The 18,706-nt window shown below is 69.8% G+C and carries 15 protein-coding genes; 12 read left to right on the top strand and 3 right to left on the bottom strand.

Translation table 11 applies throughout. The features are described 5' to 3' along the window. The first annotated feature begins 49 nt into the window (after positions 1-49). Positions 50-1,078, top strand: a complete 1,029-nt coding sequence (locus ACFQ6X_RS16760; protein ID WP_383182093.1) for a LacI family DNA-binding transcriptional regulator — start codon at positions 50-52, stop codon at positions 1,076-1,078. Positions 1,079-1,138: 60 nt separating this feature from the next. Further along, positions 1,139-1,471 carry a hypothetical protein gene (locus ACFQ6X_RS16755; RefSeq protein ID WP_383182087.1) on the top strand — a complete coding sequence of 111 codons (333 nt, stop codon included), beginning with the start codon at positions 1,139-1,141 and terminating at the stop codon, positions 1,469-1,471. A 25-nt stretch (positions 1,472-1,496) separates the two neighbouring features. Here the strand turns inward: ACFQ6X_RS16755 and ACFQ6X_RS16750 are convergent, their stop codons facing one another. Continuing rightward, entirely contained in the window at positions 1,497-1,898 is a 402-nt protein-coding gene (locus ACFQ6X_RS16750; protein ID WP_383182085.1) for a hypothetical protein, read from the bottom strand. Positions 1,899-2,048: 150 nt separating this feature from the next. Beyond that, positions 2,049-2,429 carry a thioredoxin gene (trxA, locus tag ACFQ6X_RS16745; RefSeq protein ID WP_329204989.1) on the bottom strand — a complete coding sequence of 127 codons (381 nt, stop codon included), beginning with the start codon at positions 2,427-2,429 and terminating at the stop codon, positions 2,049-2,051. 115 nt (positions 2,430-2,544) lie between these two features. On the opposite strand from trxA, the gene ACFQ6X_RS16740 reads away from it, so the two are divergent. From ACFQ6X_RS16740 to ACFQ6X_RS16695, 10 genes are all read left to right on the top strand, one after another. After that, positions 2,545-3,984: a dihydrolipoyl dehydrogenase family protein gene (locus ACFQ6X_RS16740; RefSeq protein ID WP_383182083.1), complete on the top strand. Its 1,440-nt coding sequence runs from the start codon at positions 2,545-2,547 to the stop codon at positions 3,982-3,984. A 34-nt stretch (positions 3,985-4,018) separates the two neighbouring features. Continuing rightward, positions 4,019-4,993 (top strand): cyclase family protein, encoded by a 975-nt coding sequence (locus ACFQ6X_RS16735; protein ID WP_383182081.1) that lies wholly within the window; start codon positions 4,019-4,021, stop codon positions 4,991-4,993. A gap of 160 nt (positions 4,994-5,153) precedes the next feature. Next, positions 5,154-6,734, top strand: coding sequence for a GMC oxidoreductase (locus ACFQ6X_RS16730; RefSeq protein ID WP_383182079.1), 1,581 nt, complete (start codon positions 5,154-5,156; stop codon positions 6,732-6,734). A 147-nt stretch (positions 6,735-6,881) separates the two neighbouring features. Beyond that, positions 6,882-9,191 carry a SpoIIE family protein phosphatase gene (locus ACFQ6X_RS16725; RefSeq protein ID WP_383182077.1) on the top strand — a complete coding sequence of 770 codons (2,310 nt, stop codon included), beginning with the start codon at positions 6,882-6,884 and terminating at the stop codon, positions 9,189-9,191. Positions 9,192-9,310: 119 nt separating this feature from the next. Next, complete coding sequence (locus tag ACFQ6X_RS16720) at positions 9,311-10,828, top strand: gluconokinase, GntK/IdnK-type (protein WP_383182075.1); 1,518 nt, start codon at positions 9,311-9,313, stop codon at positions 10,826-10,828. 178 nt (positions 10,829-11,006) lie between these two features. Continuing rightward, entirely contained in the window at positions 11,007-11,846 is an 840-nt protein-coding gene (locus tag ACFQ6X_RS16715; RefSeq protein WP_383182073.1) for an SDR family oxidoreductase, read from the top strand. Positions 11,847-11,881: 35 nt separating this feature from the next. Beyond that, the gene (locus ACFQ6X_RS16710; RefSeq protein WP_383182071.1) at positions 11,882-13,348 is read left to right on the top strand and encodes a cytochrome ubiquinol oxidase subunit I; all 1,467 of its coding nucleotides are present in this window, start codon (positions 11,882-11,884) and stop codon (positions 13,346-13,348) included. After that, the gene (locus ACFQ6X_RS16705) at positions 13,348-14,400 is read left to right on the top strand and encodes a cytochrome d ubiquinol oxidase subunit II (protein ID WP_383182069.1); all 1,053 of its coding nucleotides are present in this window, start codon (positions 13,348-13,350) and stop codon (positions 14,398-14,400) included. The genes ACFQ6X_RS16710 and ACFQ6X_RS16705 overlap by 1 nt, the downstream gene beginning before the upstream one ends. A 54-nt stretch (positions 14,401-14,454) precedes the next feature. Further along, positions 14,455-16,221 (top strand): cation:proton antiporter, encoded by a 1,767-nt coding sequence (locus tag ACFQ6X_RS16700; protein WP_383182067.1) that lies wholly within the window; start codon positions 14,455-14,457, stop codon positions 16,219-16,221. Between the two features lie 11 nt (positions 16,222-16,232). Then, positions 16,233-17,513, top strand: a complete 1,281-nt coding sequence (locus ACFQ6X_RS16695) for a DUF2254 domain-containing protein (RefSeq protein WP_383182065.1) — start codon at positions 16,233-16,235, stop codon at positions 17,511-17,513. Positions 17,514-17,591: 78 nt separating this feature from the next. On the opposite strand, the gene ACFQ6X_RS16690 is transcribed toward ACFQ6X_RS16695, so the two are convergent. After that, entirely contained in the window at positions 17,592-18,584 is a 993-nt protein-coding gene (locus tag ACFQ6X_RS16690) for a helix-turn-helix domain-containing protein (RefSeq protein ID WP_383182063.1), read from the bottom strand. Positions 18,585-18,706 lie beyond the last annotated feature (122 nt).

The following is an 18,706-nucleotide window of genomic DNA, read 5'->3' as shown; positions in this document are numbered from 1 at the left end:
CCCCCGGGCCACGGGCCGTACGGGCGGGTCTGGAAGACTGCCCGACGCCATGAGCCAGTTACCCGAGCAGCCCGCCTACAGCTCCGTACCGACCAGCGCCGATGTGGCGCGCCTCGCCGGAGTCTCCCGGGCCACCGTGTCCTACGTACTGAACAACAACTCGACCGTACGGATCAGCGAACCCACCCGCCGCCGGGTCAGGGAAGCGGCCTCCGACCTCGGCTACGTCCCGCACGCGGCTGCCCGCAGTCTGCGCGCCGGACACACCAGGACGGTGCTGCTGGCCGCCGCGCACGTGCCTGCCGGACCACTCCACCAGCGCTTCTACCAGGATCTCCAGACGGATCTGCGCCGGCTCGACTACACCGTCGTGCAGTACGGCAGCGTCGGCCTCGACGCCGACGAGGCGGTCAGGGCGTGGGCGGAGCTCCGTCCCGTCGCGGTCGTCTCGCCGGGCGGCATCACCCTCACCCCGCAGGGCATAGGGGTGCTCACCCGCTCGGGCGCCAAGGCGGTGATCACGCTCGGACCGGAGCCCGTGGACGGCGCCCACGCGCTCGTCATGGACCAGCGCCAGGTCGGCAGCTGCGCGGCCACGCACCTGCTGTCCCGCGGGCGCCGCCGGATCGGGGTGGTCATGCCCCAGGACCCCGGCCTCGCGGTGTTCTCCGAACCGCGGCTGGCCGGCGCGCTCCGTGCGGTGGAGCAGTCCGGGACCGATGCCCGGATCCAGCCGCTGCCGTTGCGGTACGAGGAGGAGTCGGCCGGGGAACTGGCGGGCCGGTGGCGGACGCTGGGCCTGGACGCCGTCTTCGCGTACAACGACGAGTACGCCATGCTCCTGATGAGGGCATTGCAGGACGTCGGCGTCCAGGTGCCCGCGGAGACGGCCGTCATCGGTGCGGACGACCTGATGCTCGGCAGGCTCCTGCGGCCCCGTCTCAGCAGCGTCAGGATGGAACTGGCGACGGCCCAGCCGCTCGCGGAGATGATCGACCGCCTGGTCCAGCACCCCGGCGGTGCACCGGAGCGTCACGACCTGCTGCGGGCCCGCCCGGTGGCACGCGAGTCCAGCTGAACGGGTCGTGGGCGGTGTCACGACGTGCGCAGCCGACGGCAGATGTCTAGCGTCTTCGGCATGAGCCATCCGCAGAGCTACGAGATCCTGCTGGTCCCGGAATTCAAGGAGTCCGCCGGCGCCCCCACGCCCGGTGCCGCCATTCGCTCCGCGGTCGTGGCGGCCACGGGGGACACGGGGGCGTCGGGGTACCCGCGCTACGCGGGGGACGGCATGGAGGCGGACATCGACCCGGCGACCCACACCGTGGAGGCCCTGCTCGTGGATGGGGCGGAGCTGGACTACGGCCTCACGGTCCGGATCGCGGAGCGGAGGGGCGGGACGGGGATGGGCGAGCCCGGGGCGGGGGAGGAGACCGCCGAACCCACGGGGGAGGAGACCGGCGACCGCTGAGCACCGGCTCGCCGCACCGCCCCGCTCACATCCGGCCCGTCCACCACGGCGCCTCCGGGCAGGCGTGTGGATCGGGGAGGGTGCGGGAGATGAATTCCGCGTCGAGGGGTTCGACGAGAGCACGCAGGCGCCGTGCGCTCCGGCGGGGAAGCGCGTGCAGCGCGGTCTCCAGGACGGCCCGGCCGCAGTGGTCCTCGCAGCACGGGTACATGTCGTCGCCGGTGAGGGCGAGCGTCCTGGCAGGACGGCTCAGCTGCGCCCGCCAGGAACGCAGGCCCCTGGCCACGGCTCCCGGCTGCAACCGGCTCCGTTCGAGAGCGATGACATCGGCCTGCGCGCGGGCGTCGAGGCCGTCGACGGGGGTGTGGGGCGCGGGGTGCTTCGGAGACAGGCCCGCACGGACGTGCGCCGGGCGCCTACGCGCCATGGGTCCTTCCTGAGGTCTGCATGGCGGGATCCTGGCACGGGTGCGAGCGGCGCACCAGCCGTTTTCGGTCTTCGTCAGAGCCTTCCCGTACGTGAGGGCCCGGCCGTACCCGGCCGGGCCCTCACCATGTCTGCCGCAGAGCCTCAGGGACTAGGGCTGCTCCTGCTGAGCCTGCTTCTGCTCCTCGACGGACTTGCGTACCTCGTCCATGTCGAGCTTCCGCGCCTGCCCGATGACGTCCTCGAGGGCGGCCTCGGGGAGTGCTCCGGGCTGGGAGAAGACCGCCACGTTGTCCCGGACGATCATCAGAGTGGGAATGGACCGGATCTCGAAGGCCGCCGCCAGTTCCTGCTGCGCCTCCGTGTCGACCTTGGCGAAGACCAGGTCGGGGTGGCGCTCGGACGCCGAGTCGTAGACCGGCGCGAACTGCTTGCACGGACCGCACCAGGAAGCCCAGAAGTCGATCAGTAGAAAGTCGTTGTCGGTCACGACCTGATCGAAGTTTTCCTTGGTGAGCTCTACGGTGCTCATACTCTGCTACCTCTTCCTCTGCCCGTTCGGACCTGTCCGGCACAACGGTGACGTCGCTTTCCCTATTCCGCCTGCCCATGTGGCAGCGGCGCACACCCACGACCAGACTGTCCTCATGACTGATGCTGGGGAGAACACCGAGTACGACGTCGTGGTGATCGGGGCCGGTCCCGTGGGGGAGAACGTGGCCGACCGCACCCGGGCCGCCGGACTGAGCACGGCCGTTGTCGAGTCCGAACTCATCGGGGGCGAATGTTCCTACTGGGCCTGCATGCCGAGCAAGGCGCTGCTCCGCCCGGTCGTCGCCCGGGCCGACGCGCGCCGCGTCCCGGGCCTGAGCGCCGCCGTGGAGGGTCCGCTCGACGCGGACGCCGTCCTTGCCCACCGTGACTGGATGACTTCCCACTGGAAGGACGACGGCCAGGTCGCGTGGCTGGAGGGCATCGGCGCTGACATCTACCGGGGCAAGGGCCGGCTGACCGGAACCCGGACGGTTTCCGTGACCGCCCCGGACGGTACGCGGAAGCAGCTCACCGCCCGGCACGCCGTCGCCGTCTGCACCGGCAGCAGGGCCGTCGTTCCCGCGCTGCCCGGCATCGCGGACGTACGCCCCTGGACCAGCCGCGAGGCGACCAGCGCCAAGGAGGTGCCCGGCCGCCTCGTCGTCGTCGGAGGCGGAGTGGTCGGCGTCGAGATGGCCACCGTCTGGCAGGGGCTCGGCTCCCAGGTGACGATGCTGATCCGCGGCCGGAGGCTGCTCCCCAAGATGGAGCCGTTCGCGGGTGAACTGGTCGCCGAGGCGTTGACCGAAGCAGGCGTCCGGATCCTCACGGGAGTGTCGGCCACCGTCGCGCGGAGGGCGGGCAAGGACGGCCCCGTGACCGTCGAACTGGACAACGGGGAACAACTGGAGACCGACGAGATCCTCTTCGCCACCGGCCGGGCCCCGCGCACCGACGACCTCGGCCTGGACACGGTGGGACTGAAGCCCGGCTCCTGGCTCGCCGTGGACGACAGCTGCCTGGTCGAGGGCAGCGACTGGCTGTACGCGGTCGGCGACGTCAACCACCGCGCGCTGCTGACGCACCAGGGCAAGTACCAGGCCCGTATCGCGGGAGCCGCGATCGCGGCCCGCGCCCGGAAGACACCGCTCCTGGAGACGGACCGGTGGGGTGCGCACGCGGCCACCGCCGACCACGCCGCGGTCCCCCAGGTCGTCTTCACCGACCCGGAGGCCTCCTCGGTCGGGCTCACCCTCGCGGAGGCGGAAGCGGCCGGCCACCGGGTAAGGGCCGTCGACCACGACCTGGCCGCGGTCGCCGGTTCGGGCCTGTACGCCACGGGGTACAAGGGCCGCGCGCGGATGGTCGTCGACCTGGACCGCGAGATCCTGCTCGGAGTCACCTTCGTCGGACCGGGCATCGGTGAACTCCTGCACTCCGCGACGATCGCCGTCGCCGGCGAGGTTCCCCTCGACCGGCTGTGGCACGCGGTCCCCGCCTACCCGACGATCAGCGAGATCTGGCTGCGTCTGCTGGAGGCGTACCGCAGCTGAGCACGGTCCTGTGTGCCGAGACTCCGGAGCAGCCATGAACCGCCGTCCTCCCGACGCCGACCCCGGCCTGACGGGCGCCCGCCCGGGCGGACCGCCACGGCTGACCGAGGACGAGTTCGGCGTGCTGTACCGGCGCCTGCGCTCCCGCGCCGCCTGGGCGGCGGGTGAGAGAGGCGCTCTGGACGCCGTGACCCCCGCCCGGGTGGTGGCCGCCACCCGGGAGGTACGGACCGGCCGGACGGTCACGCTCTCCGCGCCCGTGGACACACTGCCGGGCCCGGACAACCCGGAGCCCGCGAGGCACCGGATGACCGGGCCGGGGGAGGAGGACACCTCGCACGGGCTCCACTTCGCGAGGGACAGCTTCGCGATGAACGTGCACGGCGACGCGGACAGCCACATCGACGCGCTCTGCCACGTGATCTACGACGGCACCCTGCACGGTGGCGTGCCCGCGAGCAGCGTCACGGCGAGCGGGGCAGCGGCCCTCTCCATCGCGGCGGCCCGCGACGGGATCGTCGGTCGCGGCGTACTGCTGGACATCCCGCGGCTGCGCGGCGTGCCGTGGCTCGAGCCGGGTGATCATGTGACCGCCGACGACCTCACCGCGGCCGAGACCGCTCAGGACGTCCGCGTGGGCGAGGGCGACCTCCTGTTCGTCCGGGTCGGGCATCGCCTACGCCGCGCGGAGCTCGGACCGTGGGACGCGGCACGTGAGCGGGCCGGCCTCCATCCGACGGCTATGGAGTTCCTGGCGGACCGGAAGGTGGCCGTGCTCGGCGGCGACGGGAACAACGACACCGCCCCGAGTTCCACCGACGGGGTCGATTTCCCGGTGCATGTGCTGGCTATCCACGCCATGGGCCTCCATCTGCTGGACTACCTGCAGTTCGAGGACCTGGTACCGGTCTGCGAGGCGGAGGGACGCTGGTCGTTCCTCTGCGTGATCGCCCCGCTCAGGCTGCCGCACGCCACCGGTTCACCGGTGAACCCGATCGCCGTCCTCTGAGAGCTCCCCGGGTCGCCGCCCATCCGACCGACCGATAACTTGTGATTTGGTGGCGAATATCCCAATGATGCGCAGGTCTGTCCGGTGCGGAACGGTCCAGGGGCCCCGGGACAGGCGCTACGGCCACGACAGCCGATGACTCCTAGAACGGGACCCTCTCATGGCCGACGACCAGCACTACGACGTCATCATCATCGGTTCGGGAGCGGGTGGCGGTACGCTCGCGCACCGGCTGGCGCCCACCGGCAAACGGGTCCTGATCCTGGAGCGCGGCGGCTACCTGCCCCGGGAGCGTGACAACTGGGACTCCACCGCCGTCTTCGTCAAGGGCAAGTACCGTGCCCCAGAGTTCTGGTACGACAAGCACGGCAAACAGTTCCCGCCGGAGGTCAACTACTACGTCGGGGGCAACACCAAGTTCTACGGCGCCGCACTCTTCCGGCTCCGGCCCGAGGACTTCGGGGAGCTGCGTCACCACGACGGCATCTCTCCGGCCTGGCCGATCCGTTACGAGGACCTGGAGCCGTACTACACCGAGGCCGAGCACCTCTACCTCGTCCACGGCCGACACGGCGAGGACCCCACGGAAGGACCGGCCGGCGCGCAGTACGCGTACCCGCCGGTGGAGCACGAGGCCCGCATCCAGCAGCTCAGTGACGATCTGGAGAGAGTCGGCCTGCACCCCTTCCACCTGCCCATCGGCGTGAACCTCACCCAGGACGAGAACGGCCGGGCCACCCACGACAGCGTCTGCATCCGCTGCGACAGGGTCGACGGGTTCCCCTGCCTGGTGGGCGCGAAGTCCGACGCGCAGGTGATCTGCGTCGACCCGGCGCTCACGTACGACAACGTCACGATGGTGACCGACGCCGATGTCCGGCGCCTGGAGACCGACCCCACCGGACGCACCGTCACCGGAGTCGTCGCCGAACTCAAGGACGGAACGACCGAGGAATTCAGCGCCGACATCGTGGTGGTCGCCGCAGGCGCGGTCAACTCCGCCGTCCTGCTGCTGCGTTCGGCCAACGACAAGCATCCTGAAGGCCTGGCCAACAGCTCCGGCGTGGTCGGGCGCCACTACATGCGGCACAACAACCTGGCGCTGATGGCGGTGTCGAAGGAACCGAACCCCACCAGGTTCCAGAAGACACTGGCGCTGAACGACTGGTACCTGGGCGCGGACGACTGGGACTATCCGCTCGGCGGCATCCAGATGCTCGGCAAGTCGGACGCCGACCAGATCCACGGGGAGGCACCGCGCTGGGCCGGCACGGTCCTGCCCGACATTCCCTTCGAGGTGCTGGCACATCACGCCGTCGACTTCTGGCTGTGCGGGGAGGACCTTCCGCTGCCGGAGAGCCGGGTGACCCTCGACAAGGACGACGCCATTCACCTGGCCCTAGACGAGAAGAACAACATCGCCGGGCTGAAGCGCCTCCAGCACAAGCTGCGGGGCATGCTCGGGCACCTGGGCATGCACGAGCACCATCTGCTGGATCACAGCATCTACCTGCACAAGGGCATGCCGATCGGCGCCACCGCCCACCAGGCGGGCACCGTGCGGTTCGGCGACGACCCGCGGAGTTCCGCCCTCGACGTCAACTGCAAGGCCCACGACCTCGACAACCTCTACGTCGTGGACACCAGCTTCTTCCCCAGCATCGGCGCGGTGAACCCGTCACTGACCGCGATCGCCAACGCCCTGCGGGTCGGCGACCACATCGCCGCCCGGCTGGGCTGACGGGGCGGTGTCCGGCACGCCGCGGGTGCCCGCGCGGCTCCGACATGCGGATCGTCGGCGAGGGCGGCAACCTGGGAGAGGAGCGAGCGCGCCGGCACAGTCATGTGGCCAGGTGGGACCGTGGGGGAGACCGGAGGCGATCCGTCAATGGCATCAGACGACGCGCTGCTGGTCGTGGACGTGTCGGGAACCGTGCTCGAGTGGACCCAGGAGGCCGAAGACGCATTCGGCTGTGCAGCCTCGGAAGCAGTGGGGCGGCCTGCCTGGGAGCTGGTCCTCGCCGCGGCGGGTCCGGACGCCGAGAACCTGAGGTCGCGGGCCGGCGGTGCTGAGTCCGAAGGGCTGCTGCTGCGGCCTCTGGTCCGTCCGGACGGCTCCAGCGCCTGGGGTGTGCACCGGGCGGCGCCCGGCGAGGTCGACGACCCGCTCGGCAAGGCCCTGCTGAGGGCGCTGTTCACCATGTCCCCCATCGGGATGCAGGTCATGGACACCGACCTGCGGATCCTCCGGGTGAACACGGCAGCCGGCGGTATCCGTGGGATACCCGCCGACCGTCTGGTCGGGCGTCGGCTGGACGAGGCGATCCGGGTCACGAACCCCGACGCGACGACGGCCATGTTGCGAGGCGTACTCGACACCGGTGAGCCCGTGATCGGCAGGATCGTGGGAGCGAACCCGCCCAGCGACCAGCAACGGGAGCACCTGTACGAGGTATCGGTGTTTCCGCTCCATGACCCCGACGGACAGATCCTCGGTGTCGCGAGCTCGGTGGTCGACGTCACCGAACGTGAGCAGGCCCTGTCGCGCAACCGGATACGCAACGCCGTACGAGAACACGTGGGCCGCACCCTGGAAATGGACACCACCTGTACGGATCTGGTCCGCGTGCTGGTACCCGCCTTCGCGGACGAAGCCGAGGTGCACCTCCTGGACCCGGTCATCCGCGGGGACGAACCACCGTCCGCGCCGGTGCCGCCCGACGTGCCGCTACGCCGTATGGGGTTCGCCTCCGCAGAGCGCCCTCCTTCAGCCGAGGACCCGGAGCTGGGGGCGCTCCGCTTTCCAGCAGCCTGGTCGCAGTCGCTGACCGACCTGCGGCCTCACCTGATCGTCCACCGCCCGGCCCTGGCCACCAGCCCGTCCCAGACCCATTCCGCCATCATCACTCCGCTGACCCTGAGGGGCGGAGTGCTGGGGACCCTGAGTCTCCACCGGTCCACCGGGCGCGCGGTGTTCGAACAGAAGGACCTCGATCTCGCCCTGGACCTGGCCGCACGCATCGCCCTGCACATCGACAACGCCCGACGCTACACACGTGAACACACCATCGCCCTCGCGCTGCAGCGCCACCTCCTCCCGCAGAGCCCTCCCGTTCGGGCTGCCCTCGTGACGGCCCACTTCCACCGGCCGGGAGCGGTGGGCGGCGGTTGGTTCGACGTCATCCCCCTGTCCGGCGCGCGTGTGGCCTTCACGGTCGGCCGTGTCTCGGGGGAAGGGATCCAGGCGACCGCAGCCATGGGGCAGATACGAACCGCCATCCACACCCTGTCCTCGCTTGACCTCGAATGCGACGAGTTGCTGGCCCGGCTCAACGACACGGTCGTGCGCCTCGCCGCAGAGCGTTCCGCCCTCGACCTCGGACACACCCCGCCCGACGCGGAGCTGACCGCGGGATGCGTGTACGGCATCTACGACCCGCTGTCCCTCAGTTGCACGATCGCTCTCGCAGGCAATCCGCCCCCGTTGTTCGCCCATCCCGGCGGGCCCATGGCCATCCCTGATTTCCCCCAGGCTCCGTCTCTCGGCACGGGCACGGACGGGGCGGTGTTCGCATCCACCCGTTTCGATCTGGACGAGGCAAGCGTCATCGGGCTCCATACGGATACGTTCCTGCCTCCGGAGGACCCCCGCAGCGGTGCGCGCAGGGAGGAAGTCCAGCAGGTCCTCGCGGACACCGGCCGCTCACTGGACGCGATGTGCGAGGAAGCAGTCCGCAAAGCCGCTCCCGTGGGGCACGGAACCGACGCCATCCTGCTCCTCATCCGTGCCCACGCCCTGGGAGGCGACAGGGTGGCCAAGAAGGACCTGCCGGCGGACCCCTCTGCCGTGGCCACCGCACGTGCCTGGGCCCGTCAGCGGCTCGCCGACTGGAGCCTCGACGAACTCACCTTCGGTACCGAACTCATCGTGAGTGAACTCGCCACCAACGCCATCCGTTACGGCAAGCCCCCACTCGAGCTGCGTCTCATCAACGGCCCGACCCTGACGTGCGAGGTCCGCGATTCCAGCCTCGTCGCACCGCACCTGCGCCACGCACAGACCACGGACGAGGGCGGCCGCGGTCTGTTCATCTGTGCCGAACTCGCCCACCGGTGGGGCGCCCGCTTCACGAGCGAGGGCAAGACGATCTGGACCGAGCAGGAGATGCCCACGTCCACTGCGTCCGCCCCGGTGTAGCGGACGCCCCCCCCGCGGGGCATCGTGCCCCTTCCACCGAGATGCGCCTCCTGGCCGGGTGGAAGAGATTGGAAGCACAGGTCTCCCGCGGGGGACGTCCGTGACACGGAGGAACCTCCATGACCAGAGAGACGCCGACGGCCGCCGCCCATGACGAGGCCCGCGGACCGTCGACCTCCCTGGTCCTGGTCGTCGGCATGTCCGGGTCCGGCAAGACCACCGTGGGCCGGCTGCTCGCCGAGCGGCTCGGCTGGTCCTACCGGGACGCGGACGAATTCCACTCCGCCACCGCCCGCGCCGGGATGGCAGCCGGTCAGGCGCTCACGGACGCCGATCGCGAGCCCTGGCTGGATGCCATCTCCGCGTGGCTGGACCATGAGATCGCCGCGAACCAGCCGGCGGTCGTCACCTGTTCCGCCCTCAAGCGCGCCTACCGCGACCGGCTTCTGTCCGGGAGGCCCGAAGTGCGCCTGGTGTACCTGCACGGCACACCGGAGCTGATCCGCTCCCGACTGTCCGGCAGGCGAGGCCACTTCTTCCCGGCGAGCCTGCTGGAGAGCCAGATCGCCGACTTCGAAGAGCCGGAACCGGACGAGCGTCCCCTGGTGGTGGAGATCGACCAGCCGCCGCCGGCGATCGTCGCCGCGCTGACCTCGCTGCTGCACCACGCCTCACCACCTGCCGCGGAACCCGTTGTCCCGCCCGCAGGGACTCCCGTCAGCCCGACAGGTGATCAGTGGACCCTGACGTGGAAGGGGCAGAAAGCCGTCGTGGTCCAACTGGGCGCCGCCCTGCGCCACTACGAGGTGGACGGCCGAGCCTTGCTGGACGGCTTCGCTCCGGATGCCCCCATCTCCGGTGGCAGGGGGCAACTGCTCGTCCCCTGGCCCAACCGCATCGGCGACGGCCGCTACCACTTCGAGGGCGCGGACCTGCAACTCCCTCTCACCGAGCCCGAGAAGGGCAACGCGATCCACGGTCTGCTCCGCTGGGTCCCGTGGCAGTTGCAGGCCCGGAGCGAGGAGTCGCTGCGGCTGGGTACCGTACTCCGTCCGCAGCCCGGCTATCCCTTCCTGCTGGACGTGACCGTTGAGTACCGGCTGGGGCCCGACGGCCTCGACGTCGTCGTCTCCGCGACCAACGTGGGGGACGGGCCCGCTCCCTACGGAGTGGGGCAGCATCCGTATCTGACGCTCGGCACCGGCCCGGTCGACACGGTTGTGCTGACCGTGCCCGGACGGGACCGCTTCCTCACCGACGACCGGGGCCTGCCCACCGGCCAGGAGCCCGTAGAAGGCTCGGACTTCGACTTCCGTACTGCTCGCCCCATCGGCTCCCGACAGCTGGACACCGCCTTCGGTCTCGACCGCGTCGACGGCGAGGTGGCCGTCGTACGGCTGGCCCAACCCTCAGGGACTTACGGAGTGGACGTCCGGCTCGGCGAAGGTGTTCGGTACGTGCAGATCTACACGGGCGACACGCTGCCGGAGACCGAACGCCGTCGGGGCGTCGCGGTGGAGCCCATGTCCTGTCCGCCGGATGCATTTCGAAGTGGCCCCGGCCCCGACGTATTGGAGCCGGGTGACACCCATGTGCTCCGATGGGGCCTCGGGGCATGGCGGAGGCCATCCTCCTGAGCCCATGAGCCGGGTGCCCGGCTCGGTGACTGGGCCGACCGGGGGAAGCCGCTCCGCCCAATGGCCCAACAGCAGCCCGCCAGCACTGCCGCCGCGCTCATCCGGTGATTGCCTGATCCCCGCCTGCCGGGCAGCGGCCGGGCGGACCAGGAGCGGCGCAGCGAGGAGACAGGGCATCATGGATTCCCACGTCCAGGCATCGCGGGGTGCTCTGCCGGCCCACTTGCTGGAGGGCCAGACAGCACTGGTGACCGGCGCCAATTCGGGCATCGGCAAGGCCACCGCCGTCGGACTCGGCCGGGCCGGCGCCAACGTGGTGGTCAACTACGTGAGTGGGCGCGACGCCGCGGAGCAAGTGGTCGAGGAGATCGCCTCGTTCGGGGTCCGCGCGGTGGCCGTCGAGGCCGATGTGTCGCAGGAGAACCAGGTGACCGCGATGCTGGACCGGACGGTCCAGGAATTCGGGACACTGGACATCCTGGTCGCCAATGCCGGTCTGCAGCGTGACGCCAAGTTCACCGACATGACGCTCGCCCAGTGGCAGAAGGTCCTCGACGTCAACCTCACGGGCCAGTTCCTGTGCGCGCGGGAGGCTGTCAAGGAGTTCCGTCGGCGCGGAGTGATGCCGGAGGTCTCCCGCGCGGCCGGGAAGATCATCTGTATGAGCTCGGTCCACCAGATCATCCCCTGGGCAGGGCACGTCAACTACGCCTCCTCCAAGGGAGGCGTGCAGATGATGATGCAGACGCTGGCCCAGGAGCTCGCACCGGAGAAGATCCGGGTGAACGCCATCGCCCCCGGAGCGATCAAGACCCCCATCAACCGCAGTGCCTGGGAGACGCAGGCGGCCCAGGAGGACCTCCTGCGTCTGATCCCCTACGACCGCATCGGTGAACCCGAGGACATCGCCCACGCGGCAGTCCTTCTCGCATCGGACCTCATGGACTACGTCGTGGGGACGACCCTCTACGTCGACGGCGGGATGACGCTCTTCCCCGGGTTCGCGACCGGCGGCTGACCTCTTTCGCAGGTCCCGAAACAGCGAAGGCGGTTATGCACACCTCGGTCCACCTGCTGGCCAATGCTCCGGATCAACTCCTGCCGGCCCGGGAGCTCATGGCCTTCACCCTTGCCTCCCACATCATCCTGGTTCCGTTGGGCGTAGCCCTGCCGCTGATCACCCTGGTCATGCACTACCGCGGGCTGCGTCGCAAGGACGCGACGGCCCTCCTGCTGGCGCGGCGCTGGTCGGCGGTCATGGCGGTGCAGTTCGCCGTCGGTGTCGTCACCGGCACCGTGCTCTCCTTCGAATTCGGTCTGCTCTGGCCGGGGCTGATGGGCAGGTGGGGCGATGTCTTCGGAATCGGCTTCGGGGTCGAGGCCTGGGCGTTCTTCCTCGAAGCGGTCCTCATCGCCATCTATCTCTACGGATGGCGGAGGCTGAAGCCCCGGACGCACTTCCTCCTCGGGCTGCCGCTCCCCTTCACCGCTCTGCTCGGGGCATTCGGCATCCTGGCGGCCAACTCCTGGATGAACACACCGCAGGGCTTCTCCCTCGACTCCGCCGGCAAGCCGACGGACGTGAACATCTGGAAGGCGATCTTCACGCCGATGTTCGGGCCGCAGTACTGGCACTTCGTCGTGGCCATGCTGCTGACCGCGGGTTACATGGTGGCCGGCGTCTACGCGGTGGGGTGGCTGAGGGGACGCCGTGACCGCTACCACCGGCTCGGCTTCAGCATTCCCTTCACCATCGCCGCCCTTGCGACCCCGGTGCAGTTCGTCCTGGGCGACTCCATCGCCCGGTCGGTGTTCCACAAGCAGCCGGTGAAGTTCGCGGCCATGGAGATCGTCTGGAAGACCGACACCCGCGTCCCGGAGTACCTGTTCGGCCGTCTGCACTCCGACGGTTCCGTCTCGGGCGGTATCAAGGTTCCGCTGCTCGACTCCGTACTCGCCGGATTCAGCCCGGACACCAAGGTCGTCGGACTGACCTCCGTACCGCCGGACCAACGGCCGACCGTCGTCCAGGCGACGATCGCGCACTGGGCCTTCGACATCATGGTCCTCATCGGCTCCGCCCTGGTGCTCCTCGCGCTCTGGTACGGCCTGGTCCGGCTGCGGCACCGCAGGCTTCCCGAGTCCAAGTGGTTCTACCGCAGCGCGGCCTGTGCGGGTCTGGCCTCGGTGGTGGCCGTCGAATGCGGCTGGATCGCGACCGAGGTGGGACGCCAGCCCTGGATCGTCTACCAGAACATGCGGGTGGCCGAGGCTGTGACGGCGACGCGCTCGTCCACCTTGTGGATCATGCTCGGCGTGGTGATCGTCGTGTACGTGTTCATCTTCGGCTCGCTCCTCGCCGTGCTGCTCAAGCTGCGCACCCGATGGCGGCTCGCCGACGCACAACAGGCCGCCGATCGTCCGGCGGACGATCCGGAGACGGACAGCCCCTACGGCCCTCGCGCGACTGTCCCCGCAGGTGATGGCGGCGCCACCCGGTCACGGGGTGAGGGGCGGTGATGGCCGACCTGATGGCAGTGGTGCTGCTGCTGGCCATCACCGCGTACACCTGTGCGGGCGGAACCGACTACGGGGCCGGCTTCTGGGACCTGACCGCGGGAGGCGCCGAACGCGGCAAGCGACCGCGTTGGCTCATCGATCACGCGATGGCGCCCGTGTGGGAGGTCAACAACGTCTGGTTGATCTTCGTCTTCATCATCATGTGGACCGGCTTCCCCACTCTCTTCCAGGCCGTGTTCTCCGCGATGTGGCTGCCGCTGGCCCTGGCCGCGGTGGGCCTGGTCCTGCGCGGCGCCGGTTTCGCCTTCCGCAAGGTCGCCCGCCGACTCGCGGAACGGCGTCTCTACGGTGCTGTGTTCGCCTGTGCCTCGCTCGTGACGCCGTTCTTCCTCGGCGCCGCCGTAGGGGGTGTCGCCTCGGGCCGGGTGAAAATCGGTACGGAGGCGTCGGCGGATGCCTGGTCCAACCCCACCTCGATCATGTTCGGGCTGCTCGCCGTCGCAGCGACCGCCTTCCTGGGCGCCGTGTTCCTGACGGGGGATGCCCGACGCTTCGACGCACCCGACCTGGTCGCCTACTTCCGGCGCCGAGGGCTGCTGAGCTGTGCCGTGCTCGTCGTGCTGGTGGTGATCACCCTGTTCGTCGCCAGAGAGGACGCTCCGCACGTGTGGCACGGACTCACCCACGGGGTGGGGCTGGCCTTCGGTATCGCCGGCGCCGTGGCTTCCCTCACCACGGCGTGGCTGCTCGTGCGGAGACCGGGCGGCTTGGCCCGTGCCTCGGCCGTCGGTGCCGTCGCGTGCGCCGTCCTCGCGTGGGGCCTGGCTCAGCGCCCCTACCTCCTCCCGGAGTCGCTGACCGTCGCCGAGGGCGCCGGTGCGTCGACCACGTTGACCTGGCTGGCGGTCGTCACTCTCGTCGCGCTGGTGATCGTGGTACCGGCCGTCGCCCTCCTGTACTGGCTCGACACCAGAGGCGAACTCGAAGAACTGACCGATGCCGACCTGCGGCAAGGCGGCGAGCATCGAGGCGGCAGGGCCGGCACCACCTGACCGTCGGTACGGCCGAACTTCTACTGCGTCAGGACTCCACCGAAGGGGGTTGCTGTGACCGACGACGAGATCCTGCTCGGGATCGCGCTGACCGTGGTCCTCGCCACCGGCTCACAGATCCTGGCGAGCAGACTGCGCGTGCCCGCCCTGATCATCCTGCTGCCGGCAGGGTTTGCCGCCGGCGCCCTGACGGACGTCGTCCACCCCGACCAGCTGATGGGGCAGAACTTCGACGTCCTCGTGTCGATGTCGGTGGCGGTGATCCTCTACGACGCCGGTCTCGGGCTCAACGTGCGCAAACTGACCGGCCGCACACGGTGGATCGTGGGACGTCTGCTGCTGCTCGGAGTACTCGTCACGTTCCTGGTCATTTCCGCCGTGGCGCCGGCGATGTTCGACATGCCCCTCCGAGTCGCCTGCATGCTCGGCGTGATTCTGGTCGTCTCAGGGCCCACGGTCGTGGGCCCCCTCCTCGACTTCGTACGGCCGACGGACAAGGTACGCCGCATTCTCATCTGGGAAGGGACCCTGACCGACCCGATCGGCGGCATCCTTGGCGCACTCGTCTTCCACGCCATCGCCAACACGCACCAGGTCGACATCGGTCGCGGCTACCAAATCGGCCAGTTCGCCATCAGCCTCGCCGTGGGGCTGATCGGCGGGGCGATCGGGACCGCGCTGCTCTGGCTGACGCTGCGCACCTTGCGGCTCGGCGAGACACTCGGGACGCTGGCTCAGCTGGCCACCGTGATCGCGGTGTCCGCCGGCGCCGACATCATCAGGGACGACACGGGACTCATCGCCGCCATCGTCATCGGGCTCGCCGTCACCAACATCAACGGGTTCGACATGCCCGCACGGCGCCCCTTCTTCGAGACGCTGGTCCAGCTGATCATCGGCCTCCTGTTCGTCTCGATCTCCGCCACGGTCACGCCGGCCTCCCTGGTGCCGGTGCTCCTGCCCGCACTCGCCCTCATCGCCATCCTGGTCCTCGTGGTGCGCCCCCTCGTCGCGTACGTCTCGACCGCGGGCTCGGGACTGACGGCAGGCGAGCGGGCCTTCGTCGGGTGGATGGCCCCTCGCGGCATCGTCGCGGCGGCCACAGCCACGGCGTTCTCCGCGAGCCTCGTCGACAGGGGAGTGGACGGGGCAGCCAGAATCCTTCCCGTCACGTTCCTCGTGATCGTCGGCACGGTCCTCCTGTACGCCCTCAGCGCGGCACCGGTCGCCAGAAGGCTGGGCATCGTCAAACCCACCGGGACACGGATCCTGCTGGTGGGCGGTGAGCCGTGGGTGGTGGACCTCGGGAGGAGTCTGCGTTCCGCCGGCCTCGACCTGCTGATGTGGGCAGGCCTCGCCCAGGAGCGCCAACGGATCACGGACGCCGGTATCCAACTCGCCGAGGGTGACCTGCTCGCAACGGCCACCAACCCGGGTGCCCGGCTGGAGGGGGTGACCGCGGTCTTCCTGGCCACGAACGACGACGACTTCAACGCGCTCGCTTCGGTCGTGATGCAGGACAGCGTCGAAGGACCCGTCTACCGGGTGGGACCTCCTCACGACAGCCACGGTGTCGTGGCTCCCTACACCGGCGGGGACATCCTCTTCGGCAGACCGCTCGTTCGCCACACCCTGGCCGCGCGGTACGAAGCCGGTGCGCGGTTCCTGGTCCAGCCGGCCTCCGCTCCACTGCCGCCCGGGAGCGAAACCCTCTTCGTGGTACGTGAGGACCAGAAGCTGGAACCCGTCACCGAGAAGCGACGGGTGACCCCCGGGGAAGGCGACAGCGTCGTGCTGCTGACCCCCGGCGCCGAGAAGTGAGGCGCATCATGATGTCCTGGGCCTCCGTGTTCCGGCTGCGGCAGTACGTGAAGGCGAACCTGTGGATCGCGCCGATGTTCGGTCTCGCTCTGGGAGTCGTCCTGGCCGAACTGGCCGTCACCGCTGACAGCGCGGACTGGCCACCGAGCGGCTGGCGCTATTCGGCGACGACGGCGAGCGGAGTTCTGAGCTCCATCGTCGGGGCGATGATCGCCCTTCTGGGATTCGTCGTGACCATCGGTGTTCTCGTCATTCAACAGGCCACCGGAACGTTGTCCCCACGCTATATGCGGCTTTGGTACAGGGACCGGCTGCAGAAGACGGTACTGGCCACCTTCACCGGCACCTTCGCGTTCGCCTTCTCCCTGCTGCGCAGTATCGAGTCGAATTCGGTGCCGGACCTCGGGGTCACCCTCGCCGGCGCGGCCGTGGCCGTCAGCCTGTTGCTGCTGCTCATCTATCTCAACCGCTTCACGCACAACCTCAGGCCGGTCGCCATCGCCGATCTCGTCGGCCGTATGGGGGAGGACGTCTTCGAGCACGGGGCAGCGGCGGTCAGGACCTCGGCGCCGCACGGTGGTGAAGCCGCAGTGCGGGACGTACGGATGACCGTCGTCCGCGCGACTGCGGGCGGAGCCATCCAGGCACTCAACACCGACGGCCTTACGGCACTCGCCGCGCGCCACGACTGCGTGTTCACCGTGCCCCACCTGATCGGTGACTACGTCCCGCGGGGCGCTGTTCTCGTCGAAATCCACGGCGGCAGGTCCACGCCCGACAACGAGCGCGTGACCGGTCTCATCGCGCTCGGTCCCGAGCGGACGATCGAACAGGACCCGGCCTTCGCCCTGCGCGTGCTCGTCGACATCGCCATCCGCGCGCTGTCGCCCGCCGTGAACGACCCCACCACCGCAGTACAGGTCCTCAATCACATCGAGTCGTTCCTCACCCGGATCGGTCAGTCGCCGCTGCCCGACCGGCATGTGCTGGCGGGTGACGACGGCAGCCCGCGGCTCGTGCTGCGCGGGAGGACGTGGGAGAACTACCTTCAGCTCGCCGTCTCCGAGATCCGCGACTACGGGGCAACGTCCATGCAGGTCTGCCGAAGGCTGCGCGCCCTGTTCGACGGGCTGCTCGACAGCCTGCCGCCCACCCACCATCCGGCTGTCAGGGTGGAGGGGGACCTCCTGCGGGAATCGGTGGAACGGTCCTTCCCCGATGCGGCCCGCCGCGCCGCTGGACGGACGGCCGACAGTCAGGGCGTGGGCGGCCGGTCCTGGCCCGACCGATAGCGGGGGTGGCCGTGTCCGCGGCGGTGGCGTGTCAGCGGCCACCCCCGCTATCGGCTCACACCGGTCCCGCATGCCCGCTCAGTTCGGCTCCACCCAGCCGTGCCGGATGGCGTAGCCGCCGAGCTGCATCCGCGTCCGGACTCCCGCCATGTCCATGAGGTGGCGCAGGCGTCGGTGCAGCGTGCGCGGTGACAGACCGAGCTGTGCAGCGGCCGTCGGGTCGGTCAGACCGGCCAGCAGCAGGGCGAGGATCTTCCGGTCGAGGTCGGTCGGGCCTTCCGCGCCGAGCTCGACGGCGGGTTCGGATCCGCCGCCCGTGCCCGAAAGTTCGAGCGGGTGCGCGGTGCGCCACACCGTCTCGAACAGTGCGTCCAGCGCATCCAGCAGGCCGCTGCGGTGCAGCAGCACGGCGCCGGGTTCCCCGGCCGGTGTGACCGCGAGAGGGACGAGGCCGAGGTCGGCGTCGGCCAGCACGAGTTTCATCGGCAACTGGTCGGCGACCCGCAGCTGCACGCCGTTGCGCATGGACTCGACCGCATCGGCGATGATGCCCGGCTCAGCCAGTACGGCCCGGTCCAGCACCGCACGGAAGTGCACGCCGCGGCCGATGGCCACGGGTTCGGCCGAGTTCTCGCCGGGCGGCACGGCGACGAACGGTGCGGTGATGAAGGTGCGGACCTGCGTGCGGGCTGCCTGCTGCACCTGGAGGAACCGATGCCGGATGGCGTCGACGCCCGTGACGACCTCGATCAGATCGCTGATGCTGTTACCGGTCATCGCCGCCCGGTGCTCCTCGGCGAAGGTCACCAGTGCCTGCTCGGCCATGCGCAGCCCGTCCTGGCGCCGGCTGATGAGAGCGCCGAGGGCCATGGCGGGCGGCGCGGCGGTGAACTGCTCGTCCGCCGACCTGATGACCAGTCCCCACCCGACCAGATGGCACAAGGCCTTGTCGATGTGGGCCTGCGGCATGTCGAGCTGATCCGACAGCAGCGCCGAGGTGGAGTTCGGCCGTCCGAGCAGCGCCCGGTAGACGTGCTCGTCATCGGGTTCGAGGCCCAGAACATCCAGCATCGGCGACCGACTCTCCCTTGCTTGCCGCAGCGGGGAGAGTATGCGCCATGGCGGCAGGCCCTGAATAGTCCCAGCTGGGAGCGGGTGCGAGGGGAAGGGCCCCGGGGAGTCGCCTCCCCGGG

Source organism: Streptomyces sp. NPDC056452, assembly GCF_042796085.1.
Lineage (GTDB): Bacteria > Actinomycetota > Actinomycetes > Streptomycetales > Streptomycetaceae > Streptomyces.
Note: the sequence above shows the minus strand (reverse complement) of the source record. Positions and strands in the feature narration are given on the sequence as shown.